Origin of the sequence: Streptomyces sp. CA-142005 (genome assembly GCF_050942335.1) — a bacterium.
Lineage (GTDB): Bacteria > Actinomycetota > Actinomycetes > Streptomycetales > Streptomycetaceae > Streptomyces.
In genome coordinates, this window is the sequence record NZ_CP192078.1 from 4,140,063 (window position 1) to 4,157,243 (window position 17,181).

Below are 17,181 nucleotides of genomic sequence, written 5' to 3' on the forward strand. Positions count from 1 at the left end.
CTCACCAGCCCAGTTCGTTCGCGGTGGACTCGGCTATCGCGGGGGCGCAGGTCATGCCGCGCCCGCCGGGCCCGGTGACCAGCCACACCCCCTCGCGCACCTGCTCGCGGTGCACCACCCGGCCGGTGTCGGTGCACTGCGCGTACACGCCCGCCCAGCGGCGGCGGATGCGCGGCAGCGGCCGGCCGAGGAGGGACTCGACGACGCCGGTGAGGTGCTCGTAGGGCTCCTCGACGGTGTCGAAGGCGAAGGGGTGCTCGTACTCGTGGGTGTCGCCGATGGTCAGTCCGCCGTCGGCGCGCTGCACCATGAGCAGCTGCATCCTGTGTTCGGCGGCGGTCTCCGGCTGCGGCCGGCGGGCGTTGAGCTCGTCCAGCGCGGGGGAGGCGTAGGCCGGGTAGTAGCGGAAGCTGTCGGCGTCGGCGACGGAGGTGGGCAGCGGCTCGCCCAGCGGGTCGGTCTGCATCATCTGGAGGCGGACCCGGCGCACGGGCAGGTCCGGTCCGGCGAGTTCGCGGACCAGTCCGCCGAGCCAGGCGCCGGTGCACAGGACGACCGTGTCGGCGCGGTGCACGTCCCCGTGGTCGTCCCGGACGGTGCCGGCGGCGACGACCTCGCGCACCTCACGGCCCGGCAGGAAGGTGTAGTTCGGGGACTTCGACAGCTCGGCGCGCAGGGCGAGTTGGGCGGTGCGCGGCTCGAGTGCCGCGTCCCGCTCGCAGTACAGGGCGGCGGTGAAGTCGCCGCGCAGGGCGGGGTTGAGGGCGCGGGCCTCGCCCGGGACGAGGAGCTTGTAACCGCGGGCGGCGGCGTCCGGGCGGGCCACGGCGGCCTCGGCGACGGCGAGCTCCAGGGGGCCGCGGACGGGGGTCAGGGACCCGTTCGCCCGGAAGCCCAGCGCCGGCACCCGTGCGCCGATCCCTTCCCACAGCTCCCGCGCCCGCAGCGCGGTCTCCAGCTCTTCTCCGGCGGCGCGGCCACTGACCCAGATCTGCCCGAAGTTGCGCAGGGAGGCGCCGCGCGCCTCGGCCTCGCGCTCGATCTGGACGACCTGGTGGCCGCGCCGCACCGCATGCCAGGCGTGCATGGTGCCCACCACGCCTGCTCCGACGACTGTCACTTTCACGACGGCAACGCTCCTCGGGACCGGGGAACCGGAGACATCCGGCTGACAACGAGAGCGTGAACGACCCATCACTTTTGGGCTAGACCCGTTATCTTTCCGTGACATTGCCATGGCTGTCGATGGGCGGGTTTGTCAGCCTTCGAGATGCGTCGTGAAGGAGAAGCGGTCCCCCCGGTACAGCGACCGCACCCGCTCCAGGGGCCGGCCCTCCGTGTCCCGGGAGATCCGGTGGATCAGCAGCATGGGCAGGGCGGGCGGGGTGCCGATGAGCAGGGCTTCGCGGGGTGTGGCCAGCACGGTCTCGATGCGCTCGTCGGCGTCGCCGAAGGAGATGCCCTGGCTGGTGAGGTAGCCGTAGAAGGAGGAGTCGGGGTCGAAGTCGGCGGCCAGCCGGGGCACCCGCTCGACGGCGACGTACGTGCTCTCCAGACCGACCCGCTCCTCGTCGGCGAGCAGCACGCGCTCCAGGTGCCACACGGGCGCGCCCCGGGTGAGCCCGGTCTCGGCGGCGAGGGCGTCGGGGCACGGGAACCGGTCGAGGGTGACGAGGGCACGACCGGGTGTACGGCCCTGCCGGCGGACGCCCTCGGTGTAGCTGGCGAGGGACAGCGGCTGGGCGAGCTTGGGCCCCGCGACGACGGTCCCCCGCCCCTTCCGCCTCAGCCGTCCTTCCAGCACCAGCTCCCGTACGGCCTGCCGCACGGTCTCCCGGGCGACGTCGTACCGCTCGGCGAGGTCCCGCTCGGTGGGGATGACGCTGTCCTCCCCCAGCTCCTCCAGCAGCGCCGCGATCCGCGCCTTCACCGCGTAGTACTTGGGGATACGCCCGTGCTCGGGGATGCCGGAGCGGACGGGGGCGCCGGGGGCCTGGTCGTTCGGGTAGTCCACGCAGGGATCGTCGCAGACGGCTCGGATCGGCGCAGGGGGCAGGGGTGCCCGTGGTACGGGCCCGCCCGCGGCTCGGCGGGGGTAGCGGTGGCGGGCGGGAGGGAGGAGCGGTGCCAGTCGTACGACTCGGGGTCAGCGGCGTCTGCGGGTCAGCAGCAGTGCGCCGCCGCTGACTCCCGCGAGCGCGGCGGTGGCCGCGAGCAGTCCGTGGGCGAGGCCGGGGCCGGTGCGCGCCAGTTCGCCGGCCCGCTCCCCGGCCTCCTCGGCCCCGGCGGGGAACGGCAGGTTCGGCTCGGGCTCGGGGTTGGGCTCGGGGTCGGGGTCGGAGGTGGGGGCGGCGGTGCCGGTGCCGGGTGTGGGCTGGGGGTTGCCGGATTCGCGGGGTGCCACGCCGCCGCCGTCCTGCGTGGCGTCCGGGGCCGGCGACGCGTACTCCCCGATCCCGAACCGGTAGGCGTTGGACTCCCCGACCCAGTCCCCGTCGTCGCCCCGGCGCTGGACGACGGCGGCGTTGGCGGTGACCTGGTCGGACGCGGTGTCGGAGGGGAAGACGAGCCTGACCTTGACGCTGACGGTCCTGCCGGGCGGTACGGCGAACCCGTCGAACCCGGCGGCGTCGAGCACGCCGACCAGCTCCTGCTCGTCGGTGCTCTCGAAGGTCACCGGCCGGGCCGTGGGGCCGTCGTAGAACTCCAGCTTGGGCTGGTCCGGCTTCAGCGCGCGCTTGTCGTCGGTGAGGACGATCACCGGGTGGATGCCGGTGCAGGTCCGGCTGGTGGTGTTGGTGAGGTCGATGTACCAGGTGCCGTATCCGCCGCCCGCCTCGTAGGAGGGCGGCCCGCCGCGGATCCGGGCGGCCAGGGGGAAGGCCCGCGGATCGCCGTCGACGCAGGCGGAGGGCGGGGCGGCCAGGGCGGCGGCCGGGTGCGGCCGGGTGGGGTGCCGGTCGACGAGGGCGGCGGCCGGTGCCGCGGGGCCGATCACCCAGGCGGAGGCGGACACGGCGGCTGCGGCGAGGCAGAGGGACAGGGACAGAGGTGTACACAGTCGCATAAACACATAACCATCCCGGCCTGATCGGGACCCCTGCGACCGCCACTCCGGTACGGGCCGCGAAGTCCGCTCGATCGGCGGGGTGGGCGGGCGGTGACGGGGATCCCGGTCAGCGGCGTCAGCCGGTGATGGTGACGTCCACCGTGACCACGGTGTCCGGATCGGAGCCGCAGGCCAGGTAGATCTGCGCCGCGCCCGGTCGCGCGTCCGGCACGATCGCGGCGATCCCGGCCAGAGTGCCGTTCGCCATCGGCTCGAGGTCGACGATGCCGATGGGGCTGCGCTCCGTCGTGCCATTGCCGACCAGCGCTCCTTCGGCGCGGCCGCCCTCGCTGGGATCACCGCATCCCGCGAGCGTGAGGGAGACGGCCTGACCGGGCTTCACCTTCGCGGGACTGACGGTGCCCACCGGCGAGGCGGCGGCCGGCCCGGCGAGAGCGGCCACGAGACTGGCGCCGACGAGGACGGGGACGGTGATGCGAGAGCAGCGCATACTCACTCCTCAGTGCACCGAGCGGTGCGTTCGGTGAGACGACACTGGCCGTGTGATTCGGTTGATGCGCTCGGGTCCAGTGTGAAGACTTGGACAGGCCCGCGCACCCTGCCCGACCGCGCCGAGGAGCATGCAGCATGCAGATCGCGACGTCACAGAAGATCACCACGTTCCTGATGTTCGAGGGCAACGCCGAGGACGCGATGACCTTCTACATCTCGCTCTTCGACGACGCCGAGGTCGTCAACATCACGCGCTACGGGGGCGACGGTCCCGGCAAGGAGGGGACCGTGCAGCACGCCACGTTCTCGCTCGCCGGCCAGCAGTTCATGTGCATCGACAGCCCCGCGCATCACGACTTCACCTTCACGCCCGCGGTCTCGCTCTTCGTGCAGTGCGACGACGAGGCCGAGATCGACCGTCTCCACGCCGCCCTCACCGAGCAGGGCACGGAACTCATGCCCCTGGGCAGCTACGGCTTCAGCGCCAAGTTCGCCTGGGTCAACGACCGCTTCGGCGTCTCCTGGCAACTCAACCTGCCGGAGTGAGCCACGCCGCGACCCGGGCGGCGACGGCGCCCACCCACCGAGCCGCCCGAGACCGAGACCGTACGCGGCTGCGCCCCGTCACGCATCGCCCCGCCCGAACACCGGCGCCAACAGCAGCTGCGCGGCCCCCTCGGCCACCACCCGCTCCCCCCGCGGAGCGACCCGCACCGGTACCGCACCCCCACGCACCCCCTCCCGCCGGGCCCGGGCATCGAGCACCTCCCCGACGCCGCGCACGAAACCCTCCGGCGCCGCCGCGATCGTCCGCCCCCCGAGCAGCACCGCGTCGATGTCCAGCAGCCCGACCAGATTCGCCGCCGCCACCCCCAGCACCCGCGCCGCCTCCCCGGCCTCCCCGCGCTCCACCGCCGCCAGACACAGCGCCTCCACGCACCCCCGGTTCCCGCACTCGCACCGCGGCCCGTCCAGCTGGATCACCTGGTGCCCGAACTCCCCGGCCCCGGTCCGCGCCCCCCGGTGCACGCGTCCACCGATCACCAACCCGGCGCCGAGCCCCGTACCGAGATGCAGATACGCGAAGGATCCGCCCTCGCCGACCTCGCCGTCCTCGCCACGCTCACCCCCGGCCGAGAGGCCGAGCGCCGCCGCGTTCGTGTCCTTGTCCACCACCACCGGCACCCCCAGCCGCTCCCCGAGCGCGTCCCGCAGCGGGAACCCGTCCCACTCGGGAAACCCGGTCACCCGGTGCAGCACCCCGCGCACATGGTCGAGCGGCCCCGGAAGCGCCACCCCCACCCCGAGCAGCGACCCCGCCTCGGCGGGCCCGTCCACGCCCGGAAACGCGCCCAGCCCCTCCCGCACCACCGCGTCCACCGCGTCCCCGACCACCGCGAGCACCGCCTCCGCCCCGGCCCCCAGATCCAGCTCGGACCGCCGTTCCCCCACCACGGCCCCGTCCAGATCGACCAGCACCACCCGCAGCTCGTCGCGGTCCAGATGCACCCCGACCGCGTGTCCCGCCTCCGGTACCAGCCGCAGCACGGTGCGCGGCTTGCCCCCCGTCGACGCCCGCCGCCCGGCCTCCGCCGCGAAGCCGTCCTCCCGCAGCCTTGCGGTGATCTTGCTGACGGCCTGCGGGGTCAGCCCGGTCCGCTCGGCGAGTTCGAGCCGGCTGATCCCCTCCGCCCCGGCGTCCCGCAGCAGCCCCAGCACCAGCGCGGTGTTGTGCGACCGCACCGCGACGAGGTTCGCTCCCGCCGACGCGCCGCCGGCCATCCGCGCCCCGGTCCCCGATCCGCCGGTCCCCGACCCCGTCCGCGTCCCCGTGCTCGTCCTGTTCACGCCACCCATTGTCCCCTCCACTTGCACTTTGGCAACAGCGTTGCGAAAGTGGGTCCATGGGATCCATGACAGGGCGCACGACCGCCACCCCCCTCCGCGTCGGCCTGATCGGCTACGGCCTCGCCGGCTCCGTCTTCCACGCCCCGCTGATCGCCGCCGCCGAGGGCCTCGCCCTGGACACGGTGGTCACCTCGGACCCGGAGCGGCAGCAGCAGGCCCGCGCCGAGTTCCCGGAGGTGACGCTCGCCGCCGGTGCCGAGGCGCTGTTCGACCGCGCGGACGAGCTGGACCTGGTCGTCATCGCCTCCCCGAACAAGACGCACGTCCCGCTCGCCTCCGCTGCCCTGAAGGCGGGCCTGCCGGTCGTCGTCGACAAGCCGGTCGCCGGCACCGCGGCCGAGGCCCGCGACCTCGCCGCCCTCGCCGAGGAGCGCGGTCTGCTCCTGTCCGTCTTCCAGAACCGCCGCTGGGACAACGACTTCCTGACCCTGCGCAAGCTGATCTCCGAGGGCGACCTGGGTGACGTGTGGCGCTTCGAGTCCCGCTTCGAGCGCTGGCGCCCCCAGCTCAAGGGCGGCTGGCGCGAGTCCGGCGACCCGGCAGAGATCGGAGGTCTGCTCTACGACCTCGGCAGCCATGTCGTCGACCAGGCCCTGGTCCTCTTCGGCCGGGTCACCGAGGTGTACGCCGAGACGGACGTCCGCCGCCCCGGCGCCGAGACGGACGACGACACCTTCATCGCGCTCACGCACGCGAACGGCGTCCGCTCCCACCTCTACGTCTCCGCGACGACCGCCCAGCTCGGCCCCCGCTTCCGGGTGCTCGGCTCCCGCGCGGGCTATGTGAAGTACGGCCTCGACCCGCAGGAGGCGGCGCTGCGCGAGGGCCTGCGCCCCGGCCCGCAGTGGGGCGCGGAGCCCGAGTCCCTGTACGGCCGTATCGGCGCCGGCGAGTCCCCGCTGACCGGCGGCGGCACCCCCGTACCGACCCTCCCCGGCGACTACCCCGCCTACTACGCGGCGGTCGCCCGCGCCCTGACCGGCGCCGGCCCCAACCCGGTGACCGCCCTGGAGGCGGCCGCCGCCCTCGACGTACTGGAAGCGGCCCGCACGTCGGCCACGGACAAGGTGACGGTGACCCTCTGATGCCACAGCACCAGCACAGCCAGCAGCACCACCCGCAGATCACGCCCAGGACCACCCCCGAACTCACCCCGTCCGTCGAGGAGCTGGAGGCGCAGGAACGCCGCCTGGTCTTCCGGCAGTTCACGTACGACGACGCCTGGGCCCTCGGCTCGCTCCTGGTCGAACTGGCCCGGGAGCGCCAGGCCCCGGTCGCCATCGACATCCACCGCGCCGGCCAGCAGCTCTTCCACGCGGCCCTGCCGGGCTCGACCCCGGACAACGACGCCTGGATCGCCCGCAAGCGCCGGGTGGTGGAGCGCTACGGCGCCTCCTCCTACCTGGTCGGCGCCCGCTTCCGCGCCAAGGGCACGACGTTCGAGGACTCCTCCCGCCTCGACCCCGACATCTACGCGGCGCACGGCGGTTCGTTCCCGATCCACGTCGAGAACGCGGGCGTCGTCGGCGCGGTGACCGTCTCCGGCCTGCCCCAGCTCCAGGACCACAGGTTCGTCGTGGAGGCGCTGGAGCTGTTCCTGAAAGTGTGACACCCACCGGGATTACGTGAGGCGTCCCTCCGGTTGGGAATGGCTGCAGACGTGACGATCACTGCTCCATCCGGAGGGACGGCCCCATGAGCACCGCGAGCACCTTGAAGGACAGGATCGGCCGGTACGGCGTCTGGAGCGTCGGTCTGCGCGCGGAGGACCCCTCCCGGCGCGGCGAACTGGCCGAGGCGGCGGCCGAGTTGGAGGAGCTGGGCTACGGCGCCGCCTGGCTCGGCGGCAGCAGTGCCGCCCGGCACGCCGTACCCCTTCTGGAGGGGACCGGCCGCCTTGTCGTCGGCACCAGCATCCAGAGCATCTGGCAGTACGACGCCGAGACGAGCGCGGCGGCCTTCGCCGAGGTGGACGCGGCCCACCCCGGCCGCTTCGTGCTCGGACTCGGCGTGAGCCACGCCAAGCTCGCCGACCAGTACCGCCGGCCGTACTCGGCGCTGGTCTCCTATCTGGACGTCCTGGACGAGGCCGGGGTGCCCGCGGACCGCCGGGTGCTGGCCGCCCTCGGCTCGAAGACCCTGGAGCTGTCCCGCGACCGGGCGGCGGGTGCGGTGCCGTACCTGGTCACGCCCGAGCACACCGCGCAGGCCCGCGAGATCCTCGGCGCCGGCCCGCTGCTGGCCCCGGAGCTGAAGGTGGTCCTGGAGACCGACCCGTCCCGCGCCCGCTCCCTCGCCCGCGACACCCTGGCGATGTACCTGGCCCTGCCGAACTACACCAACAACTTCCTGCGGCACGGCTTCACCGAGGACGACCTGGCCGACGGCGGCAGCGACCGCCTGGTCGACGCCGTGTTCGCCTGGGGCGACGACAGCCGCATCCGGGAGCGGATCAACACCTTCCACCAGGCGGGCGCGGACCACGTGGCCCTCCAGCCGATCACCGGCGGTGACAGGGACGGCCTCCCGAGGGAGGAATGGCGCCGCCTCGCCTCTCTGCTGGGGTGACGTCTCCGACCTCAGGGGCGTGGGGCTGCGTGTGATATGCGGCTCCGCCGCTTCGGCGCGAGGAACCACGACAGATCCGCACCCGCCGTACTCGCGCAGCCCCCACTCCCTCAGGCGTCCTTGAGCTCCTGCCGCTGCCGGCCGAGCCCGGCGATCTCCAGCTCGACCACGTCCCCGGCCCGCAGGTACGGCTTCGGCTCGGGCCGCCCCATGGCCACCCCCGCCGGCGTCCCCGTGTTGATGACGTCCCCGGGGTACAGCGTCATGAACTGGCTGACGTACCGCACGACCTCCGCCACGGGGAAGATCTGCTCGGCCGTCGTACCGTTCTGCTTCAACTCCCCGTTGACCCACAGCTTCAGGGACAGATCCTGCGGGTCGGCGACCTCGTCGGCCGTCACCAGCCACGGTCCCAGCGGATTGAACGTCTCGCAGTTCTTGCCCTTGTCCCAGGTGCCACCGCGCTCGATCTGGAACTCCCGCTCGGACACGTCATGGGCCACCGCGTACCCCGCGACATGCGCGAGCGCCTCCTCGGCCGACGACAGATACCGGGCCGTACGCCCGATGACGACCGCCAGCTCCACTTCCCAGTCGGTCTTGGCCGATCCCCGCGGGACGAGCACCGTGTCGTTCGGCCCGACCACCGTGTCCGGCGCCTTGAAGAAGACCACCGGCTCGGCGGGCGGTTCGGCGCCGGTCTCGCGGGCGTGGTCGTGGTAGTTGAGCCCGATGCACACGATCTTCCCGATACGGCCCAGCGGCGGCCCGATCCGCAGTCCCGTCGCGTCCAGCGCGGGCAGCTCGCCGGACTCGGCCGCCGCCCGTACCCGGTCGAGCGCGGCCTCGTCGGCGAGGAACGCGCCGTCGATGTCGTCCACGAGGCCCGACAGGTCGCGGAGGGTCCCCTCGGCGTCGAGCAGCGCGGGCCGCTCGGCCCCTGCCGTACCGACTCGCAGCAGCTTCATGGTCACCATCTCCCTCGATCGCGGACGCCCGGACCGATGTGTGCAGCCATCGGAGGACTGGTCGATCCTCCAATCGGGCCGTCCAGTACGCAAGACCCTGTTCACGTACTGGACCGTCATCGCGCCTCGCTACCGGTACAGCGCGGCCCGCTCCACGGCGGTCCAGGCCGTGCTGGTGACGACGTACAGCGCGGCGGCGAGGGGTACGACGGCCACGGTGACGAGCGTGAAGGAGGACATGAACGGCATGACCTTGCCGACCGCGCCGAGCCCCGGCATCTGTTCGCCGTCCCCGGCGCCCACCGGACCCACGGCGAGGGGGCCGGCCGCCATCGTCCGCTTGGCGCGCAGGTAGGTGAAGGTGGCGATGACCGCGACGAGGACGAAGAGCCCGAGATAGACCAGCCCGGCCGGCCCGAACACCCCGTCCCCGCCGAGCGCGTCGGCCCACCGTCCGCCGAGCGGCGCCGCGAACAGCCGGTGGGCGAGCAGCCCGTTGCTCTCACCGCCGATCGTGGAGCTGGAGAAGAGGTGGTAGAGCAGGAAGAAGGCGGGCAGCTGGAGCAGGCTGGGCAGACAGCCGGACAGCGGGGAGACCCGTTCCTCGGCGTGCAGTTCGAGCACCGCCTGCTGCAGCCGCTTCGGGTCCTTGGCGTGCTTCGCGCGCAGTTCGGCGATGCGGGGCTGGAGTTTCGCGCGGGCGCGCCGGCCGCGGGCGGCGGCGCGGGACAGCGGGTGGACGAGGAGGCGTACGAGCGCGGTGAACAGGACGATCGCGGCGGCGGCCGCGGAGGCGTGGAAGAGCGGCTGGAGCAGGTCGGCGAGTTGCTCGACCAGGCGGGCGAAGACGGAGAAGACGGACATGGATGAGCCCTCCGGGGGTCTCGTCGTGCCGGACGTGAGCAGAGCGGCATGACGACCCGCGCGGGGTCACGCGTACAAGGGACAGGCGTGCCCTACGCGGCGGTCGCCGGAAGGGCGTGCCCGGGTGCCCTGGGCCGGCGCCGGCCGGGCGCGTCGGGATCGCGCTGAGGCAGGAAGGCGGTGCGCCGGGCCCGGTCGCGGATCGCCGTACGCACCCGGGTGGGCGGGACGGCGGGCACACAGCGGGCGGCGATCAGCGCGCAGGCGGTGAACGCGGCCCCGGCCGCCGCGGTCGCGGCGAGCGCCACGGTCGCGGAGAGATTGCCGGTGTCGAGGAGCGCGAGCGGCAGCAGCACCAGCAGCAGCGGGGCGAGCGCGCGCGACCGCGCGAGACTGCGGACCACCCGGCTTCCCTCCCCGCGCTCTCAACCATCCGAGCCTGCTTGCCCTTTATACAGGTAGACCTGATCGAACGTCCGAAGGGCCCCCGCATGCCGCGCACTCCCACCTGCGTCCTGAGTGACACGTCTCCCGCACGTCTCGCGGACGGTCACGCGGTGGACCGGTTCGTCGAGATCGGCTCCTTCACCAAGGTGCTCACCGGTACGGCGCTCATGCGCATGGCCGCCGCGGGCCTGCTCGACGTCGACGACCCCGTCGAGCTCTGGCTCCCCGCCGCCCCGCGCACCGGCATCACGCTGCGGCACCTGGCCGAGCACACGTCCGGGCTGCCGCGCCTCCCGCCCGGCACCGGGGGCCGCGATCCGTACGCCGCGTTCGACGGCGACGCCCTGCACCGGCTGTTCGGGCGGCTGGACGAGGTCGTGGTCCGGCCGCCGGGAGAGCAGGAGGAGTACTCCAACCTCGGGTACGCCGTCCTGGGCGCGGCACTGGCCGGCGCGGCCGGTGCGCCGTACGGGGAACTGCTCGCCGAGCACGTGCTGCGGCCGCTGGGCGTCCAGGAGGTGAGCGCGCGTCCCGAGCCGGGCCGGCGCCTGCTGGCCCCCGGGTTCCTCGGCAGGGAGCGCAGGCCCTGGACCATGGACGGGGCGATCCTTCCGGCGGGCGGCCTGTGGGCGACCCCGCGTGCGGTCGGCGAGCTGCTCGTCCGGCTGGTGATCGAGCGCCGGCTGGGAGATCCCGCTCCCTCCTGGCAGTCGGCGGGCGCGCTGCTCTGGCACAACGGCGCGACCCGTCACGCCTCGGTCTTCGCCGGGGCCATGGCGGACGGCCGGTGGGTGGTCGTCCACCGGCTGGGCGGCCGGCCGGAGGAGACCGACCAGGCCGGCGTCGACGTCCTCAGGGACGCCGGCGCGGGCCCCGCCTGACCGGCCGGCTCGGAGCACGGCCTGCGGTCAGGCCGGTTCCGTCTCCAGCGGCTCCAGCAGCCGCTTCGGCTTCAGCAGCGCCCGGCTGACCGGGTCCGCCGGGTCGGGGTCGAGGCCCTGCCCGGGCTCCATGACGACGTCCTCGACCGGTACGACGATCCCGCAGGCGGGGCACTGTCCGTACTGCCCGAGTTCCGTGCCGCAGTCCGCGTGCCGGAAGTACCGCAGCTGTGTCTCGGTGAAGTGCTCGCGGCCCCACAGGCCGAGGGCGCGCAGGGTGGGCCACAGGGCGATGCCGGTCTCGGTGAGGACGTACTCGTCCCGCGGCGGCGACTGCTGGTAGCGGCGCTTTTCGAGGATGCCCTCGGCGGTCAGGGTCTGCAGGCGGGCGGCCAGGACGGCGCGCGGGATGCCGAGGTGGACCAGGAAGTCGTTGTAGCGCCGCACGCCGTAGAGGGCGTCCCGGACGACGAGCAGCGTCCAGCGCTCGCCGACGATCTCGAGCGCGCGGGCGATCGAGCACTCCTGTGTCGCGTAGTCCTTGCCCAGTGCCATGCCGTCCACTGTAGCCACTTTCCGACGTATTGGTTCGATGACCGAACCTTGGGTGTTACGGTGATGGAGTCAGGTCAGTTCAATGAACGAACTTAATGCGGTTCGCCGGGTGACCCACACGTCACCGCGGGCCCCGGAAGGACAGGACCACGCCATGACCGGGCTCGACTCCGCCACCACCACCCCCGCCGCCACCGCAGTACGCGGCACGAGCGCCCGCGACGCCCCCGCGCGCCCCCGGGCCACCCTCGCCCTGACCAGCGCGGCCACCGCCGTGGCGCTGATGACGTACACGGCCCCGATGGTCACGCTCCCGGACACGGCGGCCGCCCTGCACACCCCGCTCTCCGGCCAGGCCTGGCTGCTGAACGGCACCCCGCTGGGCCTCGCCGCCCTGCTGCTGGTGGCCGGCAGCCTCGCCGACGACTACGGCCGCCGCCGCGTCTTCCTCGCCGGCACCCTGGCCCTCGGCATCACCACCGCCCTCGCCGCCTTCACCACCTCGACCTGGCAGTTCACCCTCGCCCGCATCGCCCAGGGCGCGGCGAGCGCGGCGATCCTGGCGAGCAGCCTCGGCCTGCTGGTGACCGCCTTCCCCTCGGCGCGCGGCCGGCTGCACGCGACCGGCGTGTGGGGCGCCTTCGTCAGCGGCGGCATCGCGGTGGGCCCGCTGGTCGCGGGCGCGCTGCCGACCTGGCGGGTGGCGTACGGCGTGCTGGGCGCCGCCGCCGTCGTCGTGGCCGCGCTGGGCATCCGCACGCTGGCCGAGTCCCGCGCCCCGCGCGGCGGCCGCCCGGACGTCCTCGGCGCCCTGACCTTCGGCCTCGCCCTGGTCGCCCTGGTGGCGGCCCTGACCCTGGGCCGCGACGGCTGGCTGCGCGCACCGGTGGGACTGCTGCTGGCCGCCGCCGTCCTTCTGATCGCGCTCTTCGCCGCCGTGGAACACCGGACCGGCACGCCGATGATCGACCTCGGCCTGCTGCGCCACGCCCGCTTCCTGGCCTCGGGTGCCGGCGGCCTGTTCACGGGCCTCGCGGTGATCGGCATGTTCAGCTTCCTGCCGGCCCTGCTCCAGCAGACCCTCCGGCTGTCCCCGATGGGCACGGCCTGGCTACTCCTGCTCTGGTCCGGTCTGAGCTTCGCGGTCGCCCTCCAGGTCAAGCACCTGGCCGGCCGTATCGCGCCGCGCGCCCAACTGGCTGTCGGCTTCGCCCTGCACACCGTCGCCGTCCTGACCATGCTCGGCGCCCTGGCCTCCGGCTCCTGGACCCGTCTGCTCCCCGGCCTGATCATCAGCGGCGTCGGCAGCGGCCTGCTCAACGGCGCCCTGCCGCTGCTGGCCGTCGAGTCGGTCCCGCGCGAACGCGCCGCGATGGGCTCCGGCGCCCAGCAGACCTTCCGCTACATCGGCTCCTGCGCCGGCGTGGCCCTGACCATCGCCCTCGCCACCTCGTCCGGAGACCTGGCCCACGGCGCGAACATCGCCCTGCTGGTGTCGGCGGTGCTGGCGGCGGTCGGGGCGGTGAGTGTGATGGTGCTGCGCGAGCGGGCGTAGCGGCGCGCTAGCGGGGCCGCATCGACACCAGCCTCCCCCACGCCGCCATCCGGTAGCGCGAGGTGAACTCCGGGGTGCAGGTGGTCAGGGTGATGTAGTAACCGGGTGAGTCGTAGCCGTAGGACGGCCGGACGAGGGAGCGCGGGACGGGCTGGATGACCCCCGAGTCCGTCGCGGAGGTCTGCGGCAGGATCTGGTCGACGTCGTACGTGTACGTCGCCGTCCGCGTCTCCACCTCGATGTCGTCCCCGCGCCGCAGCCGGGGCAGGTACCGGAACGGCTCGCCGTGCGTGTTCCGGTGCCCGGCGAGCGCGAAGTTGCCCGCCTGCCCCGGCTGCCCGGTCCCCCGGTAATGGCCGACGTACCCCTTGTTGAGGACGTCGGCCTTGCTCACACCCTCGGCGACGGGGACGCGCAGCCCGAGCCGGGGGATGATCAGGACGGCGTACGCCTGGGACCGCCGGGGGCGACCGACGGGCGCGTACGACCGCCGCGGCGCACGGGAGGCGGAGGCGTCCGGGGCCGGTGCGGGGGCCGTGGGCGCGCCGGAGGCGAGGGGCGACGGGGCCGCGCCACCGGCGCCGTACCCCTCATGCCCCCACTCCCGCTCCAGCGCCTCCACCTGCCGTTCGGCGCCGCGCCGGGCCTCCCGGTTGGTCCACCACAGCTGGTGCACGACCAGCAGCATGAGCAGCACACCGACGGTGACGAGCGCCTCGGCCCCGCCCCACAGCGCGCGCCGCCGCCGGGCACGCCGACGCCGATCGCTGTGCCGTACGACCCGCACGCCCGACCATGCCGGCATCCGCACCCACCTCCACGGACCCCCACGGGAGCCGCCCGCAGGGTAGGCGCAACGGGCACAACTGGCCATAGTCACAGGGGGTCGCCGATTCCGACGGCTTCCTCAACGGGTTTTAGAAAGCGCTGTCGGAACCCTCGACAACCTCACCCGCCACGCCCGATGCTTCCTGCTGCCGGAGCGCGCAACGCAAAAGCGAGAGCCGGAGAGCGGAGGGGCCGGAGAGCGGAGAGGCGGAGAAGCCATGATCCGACGCAGAACCCTGCTGGCCGCGGCGGGCGGGGGCATCCTGGGCAGCGCCCTGGCCACGGGCGCGGCGAGGGCGGACGCGACGATATCGATCAACCCGTCGGCCACCTACGGGACTTGGGAGGGCTGGGGCACCTCGCTGGCCTGGTGGGCGAACGTCTTCGGGGCGAGGGACGACTTCGCCGACATCTTCTTCACGACGAAGACGACGACGTACGACGGCACGGCGCTGCCCGGCCTGGGCCTGAACATCGCCCGCTACAACCTGGGCGCGTGCAGCTGGAACAGCGTGGGCGGCGAGTCCATGGTCGCCTCCCCGAACATCCCGTCGTTCAAGCAGATCGAAGGCTACTGGCAGGACTGGACGAACGAGGACCCGACGTCGTCGTCCTGGAAGTGGACGGCGGACGCGACGCAGCGCGCGATGCTGCAGAAGGCCACCCAACGCGGCGCGATCTCCGAGCTTTTCGCCAACTCCCCCATGTGGTGGATGTGCCTCGACCACAACCCCTCGGGCGCCTCGGGCGGCGGCAACAACCTCCAGTCCTGGAACTACCGCCAGCACGCCTCCCACCTGGCGTCGGTGGCCCTGTACGCGAAACAGAACTGGGGCGTGACCTTCACGACGGTGGAGGCCTTCAACGAACCGTCCTCCTCCTGGTGGACGGCGACGGGCACCCAGGAGGGCTGCCACATGGACGCGACGGTCCAGGCGGCCGTACTCCCCTACCTCCGCAGCGAGCTGAACAAGCGAGGCCTGACGGCGACGAAGATCTCGGCGTCGGACGAGACGAGCTACGACCTGGCCCGCACCACCTGGAACTCCTTCTCGTCGACGACGAAGGGCTATGTGGACCGGGTGAACGTCCACGGCTACCAGGGCTCCGGCGGCCGCCGCGACCTGCTCTACACAGACGTGGTGACGACCGCGGGCAAGGCCCTGTGGAACTCGGAAACGGGAGACGGCGACGCCACGGGCCTGACCCTGGCCGGCAACCTCCTCTACGACTTCCGCTGGCTGCACCCCACGGCCTGGGTGTACTGGCAGGTGATGGACCCGAGCGCGGGCTGGGCGACGATCGCGTACGACGCGGGCACCTTGCAGCCGGGCGCGGTACAGACGAAGTACTACGTCCTCGCGCAGTTCACCCGCCACATCCGCCCCGGGATGACGATCCTGGACACGGGAGCGAGCTACGCGGCGGCGGCCCTGGACAGGCAGGCGAAACGCCTGGTGATAGTCGCGGCGAACACGTCGTCCTCGGCGACGACCCTGACCTTCGACCTGTCCCGCTTCTCCTCCGTGACCGGCGGCCCGGGAGGCGTGGTCCCCCGCTGGAACACGGTGACGACGGGCGGGTCGGACCTCTACACCCCACACTCGGACACCTACCTGTCGGGTAAATCCCTGTCCGTCCCCTTCGCCCCGAAGTCGGTCCAGACGCTTCAACTGGACGGGGTGACGGTGTAGGAGAGATCTCCCAGGAGCCTGACCGGTCCTTACCCCGCCCTGTCACCCCTCGGCAGTACGGTGTCCCCCATGCGCCCCGACACGCCTGCCGAGAACGTCGACCACACCGCCGAAGCGGCACGCCTGGAGCGAACCGCCGGACTGTACCCCGAGGACGCGGAGGCCCTGCTTCTGCGGGCGGCGGCCCACCTCGAACTGTCCGGCGACCGCCCCGCGGCCACCGCGCTCTACGACCGCCTGCTGTCCGCCGACGACGGCCTGGACAACCCCGCCCTGGTCCGCGCCCTGAAGGCGTCGAACCTCTGGGAGTACGGCCACGAGGCGGAGGCAAGGGCGATCATCGAGGGCCTGCGCACATCCGCCCCCCGCGACCCGGCCCCCTGGGTGATCATCGCCGAGTCCCTGGAGTCCCACGACGAGCTGGAAGCGGCGGCGGAGACCTTCACACAGGGGGCGAGCCTGCTCCTGCCGGACGCAGACGACACGGAACCCGCACCCGCCACCCACCCCCTCCTCTACGGCCGCCACCGCGTCCGCCGCATGCTGGGCCTGCCCCACGACACCTGGGACACCCTGGCGGACACGCTCCACACGTCCGCCGTGTCCCTGGACGAGCTCCACGACCCCAAACGCGTCTGGTCCCTGGGCTCGGAGAACCCGGCGGAACTCCAGGCGGAAATCACCCGCCTCCAAGCCGAACTGGGCGCCTACCGGGAGGCCCTCTCCCGCCCCTTCCCGGTAGCGGTCCTCCACTGGCCGGCACCGGAACTGGCGGAACTCCTGTCGGCCTACCCGACCCTGACCGTGGAGTACCCGTCCCACGAGACCCACCTCGCGACCATAGAGTCGTCCCTGCGCGAGTTGTCGTCTTCGGGCACGGCAAACCTGGGCATCGTCACGGGCACGGTCCCTTCGTACGAGGCGTTCGCGGCGTCGGAGGGCTCGTCGCCGGAGGACGTGACCCTGCTGCCCCAGTACGCGACGACGCTGGCGGCACGAGGGCGGGCGGTGGCCTGGCCACCGGGGAGGGGGGCGGGGTGCTGGTGTGGCTCTGCCCAGGTCTATGACGCCTGCCACGGAGCGTAGGAACGCCCTGATTCCGCCACGACCGCAAGCCGCGGCCCGGGCCCGGCGTGCCACCACCCAGCTGACGCGCCCCTAGTTCCGGCTGCCCATCCAGCCAACCGAACGGCCACCCACCGGGGCCCCGCCTCCTCCGGGCCGCCTGCTCGCTGCTTCCCCGTGCTGGAGCGGCCCGGGCCGAGGGCGGCCGGGAGGCCCCGGTGCCCTGATTTGGGCACACAACCTCCACTTGTCGGTGGCTGCTGTTAGAACTGATCCACATCGGCGC

The 17,181-nt window shown here is 73.1% G+C and carries 18 protein-coding genes; 8 read left to right on the plus strand and 10 right to left on the minus strand.

All coding sequences use genetic code 11. The features are described 5' to 3' along the window. Nucleotide 1: 1 nt before the first annotated feature. From ACQPXS_RS19455 to ACQPXS_RS19470, 4 genes are all read right to left on the minus strand, one after another. A complete protein-coding gene (locus ACQPXS_RS19455) occupies nt 2-1,126 on the minus strand; it encodes a TIGR03364 family FAD-dependent oxidoreductase (RefSeq protein WP_433450648.1) in 1,125 nt (374 codons plus the stop codon). Nucleotides 1,127-1,258: 132 nt separating this feature from the next. Further along, nucleotides 1,259-2,014 carry a GntR family transcriptional regulator gene (locus ACQPXS_RS19460; RefSeq protein WP_433450650.1) on the minus strand — a complete coding sequence of 252 codons (756 nt, stop codon included), beginning with the start codon at nt 2,012-2,014 and terminating at the stop codon, nt 1,259-1,261. Nucleotides 2,015-2,146: 132 nt separating this feature from the next. Then, nucleotides 2,147-3,073, minus strand: a complete 927-nt coding sequence (locus ACQPXS_RS19465) for a hypothetical protein (protein ID WP_433450651.1) — start codon at nt 3,071-3,073, stop codon at nt 2,147-2,149. Nucleotides 3,074-3,185: 112 nt separating this feature from the next. After that, nucleotides 3,186-3,560 carry a hypothetical protein gene (locus tag ACQPXS_RS19470; RefSeq protein ID WP_433450653.1) on the minus strand — a complete coding sequence of 125 codons (375 nt, stop codon included), beginning with the start codon at nt 3,558-3,560 and terminating at the stop codon, nt 3,186-3,188. A gap of 137 nt (nt 3,561-3,697) precedes the next feature. On the opposite strand from ACQPXS_RS19470, the gene ACQPXS_RS19475 reads away from it, so the two are divergent. Continuing rightward, nucleotides 3,698-4,108 (plus strand): VOC family protein, encoded by a 411-nt coding sequence (locus tag ACQPXS_RS19475; RefSeq protein ID WP_433450655.1) that lies wholly within the window; start codon nt 3,698-3,700, stop codon nt 4,106-4,108. Nucleotides 4,109-4,186: 78 nt separating this feature from the next. On the opposite strand, the gene ACQPXS_RS19480 is transcribed toward ACQPXS_RS19475, so the two are convergent. Continuing rightward, complete coding sequence (locus ACQPXS_RS19480) at nt 4,187-5,344, minus strand: ROK family transcriptional regulator (RefSeq protein ID WP_433455866.1); 1,158 nt, start codon at nt 5,342-5,344, stop codon at nt 4,187-4,189. 131 nt (nt 5,345-5,475) lie between these two features. Here ACQPXS_RS19480 and ACQPXS_RS19485 point away from each other — a divergent pair, with 131 nt between their 5' ends. From ACQPXS_RS19485 to ACQPXS_RS19495, 3 genes are all read left to right on the plus strand, one after another. Then, nucleotides 5,476-6,555, plus strand: a complete 1,080-nt coding sequence (locus ACQPXS_RS19485; protein ID WP_433455868.1) for a Gfo/Idh/MocA family protein — start codon at nt 5,476-5,478, stop codon at nt 6,553-6,555. Continuing rightward, entirely contained in the window at nt 6,555-7,079 is a 525-nt protein-coding gene (locus tag ACQPXS_RS19490) for a heme-degrading domain-containing protein (protein WP_433450657.1), read from the plus strand. The genes ACQPXS_RS19485 and ACQPXS_RS19490 overlap by 1 nt, the downstream gene beginning before the upstream one ends. Nucleotides 7,080-7,165: 86 nt before the next feature. Continuing rightward, on the plus strand, nt 7,166-8,038 hold the full coding sequence (locus ACQPXS_RS19495) for an LLM class F420-dependent oxidoreductase (RefSeq protein ID WP_433450658.1): 873 nt from the start codon (nt 7,166-7,168) through the stop codon (nt 8,036-8,038). 110 nt (nt 8,039-8,148) lie between these two features. On the opposite strand, the gene ACQPXS_RS19500 is transcribed toward ACQPXS_RS19495, so the two are convergent. The 3 genes from ACQPXS_RS19500 to ACQPXS_RS19510 form a co-directional block, all read right to left on the minus strand. Continuing rightward, complete coding sequence (locus tag ACQPXS_RS19500; RefSeq protein WP_433450659.1) at nt 8,149-9,006, minus strand: fumarylacetoacetate hydrolase family protein; 858 nt, start codon at nt 9,004-9,006, stop codon at nt 8,149-8,151. A gap of 129 nt (nt 9,007-9,135) precedes the next feature. Continuing rightward, the gene (locus ACQPXS_RS19505; protein WP_433450661.1) at nt 9,136-9,870 is read right to left on the minus strand and encodes a YidC/Oxa1 family membrane protein insertase; all 735 of its coding nucleotides are present in this window, start codon (nt 9,868-9,870) and stop codon (nt 9,136-9,138) included. 92 nt (nt 9,871-9,962) lie between these two features. After that, complete coding sequence (locus tag ACQPXS_RS19510; RefSeq protein ID WP_356309488.1) at nt 9,963-10,274, minus strand: DUF6412 domain-containing protein; 312 nt, start codon at nt 10,272-10,274, stop codon at nt 9,963-9,965. Between the two features lie 87 nt (nt 10,275-10,361). Between ACQPXS_RS19510 and ACQPXS_RS19515 the strand changes: the two genes are divergently transcribed. Beyond that, the gene (locus tag ACQPXS_RS19515) at nt 10,362-11,198 is read left to right on the plus strand and encodes a serine hydrolase domain-containing protein (RefSeq protein ID WP_433450663.1); all 837 of its coding nucleotides are present in this window, start codon (nt 10,362-10,364) and stop codon (nt 11,196-11,198) included. 27 nt (nt 11,199-11,225) lie between these two features. On the opposite strand, the gene ACQPXS_RS19520 is transcribed toward ACQPXS_RS19515, so the two are convergent. Then, nucleotides 11,226-11,753 (minus strand): winged helix-turn-helix transcriptional regulator, encoded by a 528-nt coding sequence (locus ACQPXS_RS19520; RefSeq protein WP_356309485.1) that lies wholly within the window; start codon nt 11,751-11,753, stop codon nt 11,226-11,228. Nucleotides 11,754-11,907: 154 nt separating this feature from the next. Between ACQPXS_RS19520 and ACQPXS_RS19525 the strand changes: the two genes are divergently transcribed. After that, a complete protein-coding gene (locus ACQPXS_RS19525) occupies nt 11,908-13,308 on the plus strand; it encodes an MFS transporter (RefSeq protein ID WP_433450665.1) in 1,401 nt (466 codons plus the stop codon). Between the two features lie 7 nt (nt 13,309-13,315). Here the strand turns inward: ACQPXS_RS19525 and ACQPXS_RS19530 are convergent, their stop codons facing one another. Next, nucleotides 13,316-14,113 (minus strand): class E sortase, encoded by a 798-nt coding sequence (locus tag ACQPXS_RS19530; RefSeq protein WP_433450666.1) that lies wholly within the window; start codon nt 14,111-14,113, stop codon nt 13,316-13,318. Nucleotides 14,114-14,354: 241 nt separating this feature from the next. On the opposite strand from ACQPXS_RS19530, the gene ACQPXS_RS19535 reads away from it, so the two are divergent. Both ACQPXS_RS19535 and ACQPXS_RS19540 read left to right on the plus strand, forming a co-directional pair. Further along, entirely contained in the window at nt 14,355-15,830 is a 1,476-nt protein-coding gene (locus ACQPXS_RS19535) for a beta-1,6-galactanase (RefSeq protein WP_433450668.1), read from the plus strand. A 69-nt stretch (nt 15,831-15,899) separates the two neighbouring features. Then, on the plus strand, nt 15,900-16,916 hold the full coding sequence (locus ACQPXS_RS19540; protein ID WP_433450669.1) for a hypothetical protein: 1,017 nt from the start codon (nt 15,900-15,902) through the stop codon (nt 16,914-16,916). Nucleotides 16,917-17,181: the final 265 nt, after the last annotated feature.

Excerpts from the sequence above, each read along its gene's own strand:
- ACQPXS_RS19470 (WP_433450653.1), bottom strand. The coding sequence starts at position 3,560 with ATGCGCTGCTCTCGCATCACCGTCCCCGTCCTCGTCGGCGCCAGTCTC.
- ACQPXS_RS19475 (WP_433450655.1), top strand. The coding sequence starts at position 3,698 with ATGCAGATCGCGACGTCACAGAAGATCACCACGTTCCTGATGTTCGAG.
- ACQPXS_RS19480 (WP_433455866.1), bottom strand. The coding sequence starts at position 5,344 with ATGGCCGGCGGCGCGTCGGCGGGAGCGAACCTCGTCGCGGTGCGGTCG.
- ACQPXS_RS19485 (WP_433455868.1), top strand. The coding sequence starts at position 5,476 with ATGACAGGGCGCACGACCGCCACCCCCCTCCGCGTCGGCCTGATCGGC.
- ACQPXS_RS19490 (WP_433450657.1), top strand. The coding sequence starts at position 6,555 with ATGCCACAGCACCAGCACAGCCAGCAGCACCACCCGCAGATCACGCCC.
- ACQPXS_RS19495 (WP_433450658.1), top strand. The coding sequence starts at position 7,166 with ATGAGCACCGCGAGCACCTTGAAGGACAGGATCGGCCGGTACGGCGTC.
- ACQPXS_RS19500 (WP_433450659.1), bottom strand. The coding sequence starts at position 9,006 with ATGAAGCTGCTGCGAGTCGGTACGGCAGGGGCCGAGCGGCCCGCGCTG.
- ACQPXS_RS19505 (WP_433450661.1), bottom strand. The coding sequence starts at position 9,870 with ATGTCCGTCTTCTCCGTCTTCGCCCGCCTGGTCGAGCAACTCGCCGAC.
- ACQPXS_RS19515 (WP_433450663.1), top strand. The coding sequence starts at position 10,362 with ATGCCGCGCACTCCCACCTGCGTCCTGAGTGACACGTCTCCCGCACGT.
- ACQPXS_RS19520 (WP_356309485.1), bottom strand. The coding sequence starts at position 11,753 with ATGGCACTGGGCAAGGACTACGCGACACAGGAGTGCTCGATCGCCCGC.
- ACQPXS_RS19525 (WP_433450665.1), top strand. The coding sequence starts at position 11,908 with ATGACCGGGCTCGACTCCGCCACCACCACCCCCGCCGCCACCGCAGTA.
- ACQPXS_RS19530 (WP_433450666.1), bottom strand. The coding sequence starts at position 14,113 with ATGCCGGCATGGTCGGGCGTGCGGGTCGTACGGCACAGCGATCGGCGT.
- ACQPXS_RS19535 (WP_433450668.1), top strand. The coding sequence starts at position 14,355 with ATGATCCGACGCAGAACCCTGCTGGCCGCGGCGGGCGGGGGCATCCTG.
- ACQPXS_RS19540 (WP_433450669.1), top strand. The coding sequence starts at position 15,900 with ATGCGCCCCGACACGCCTGCCGAGAACGTCGACCACACCGCCGAAGCG.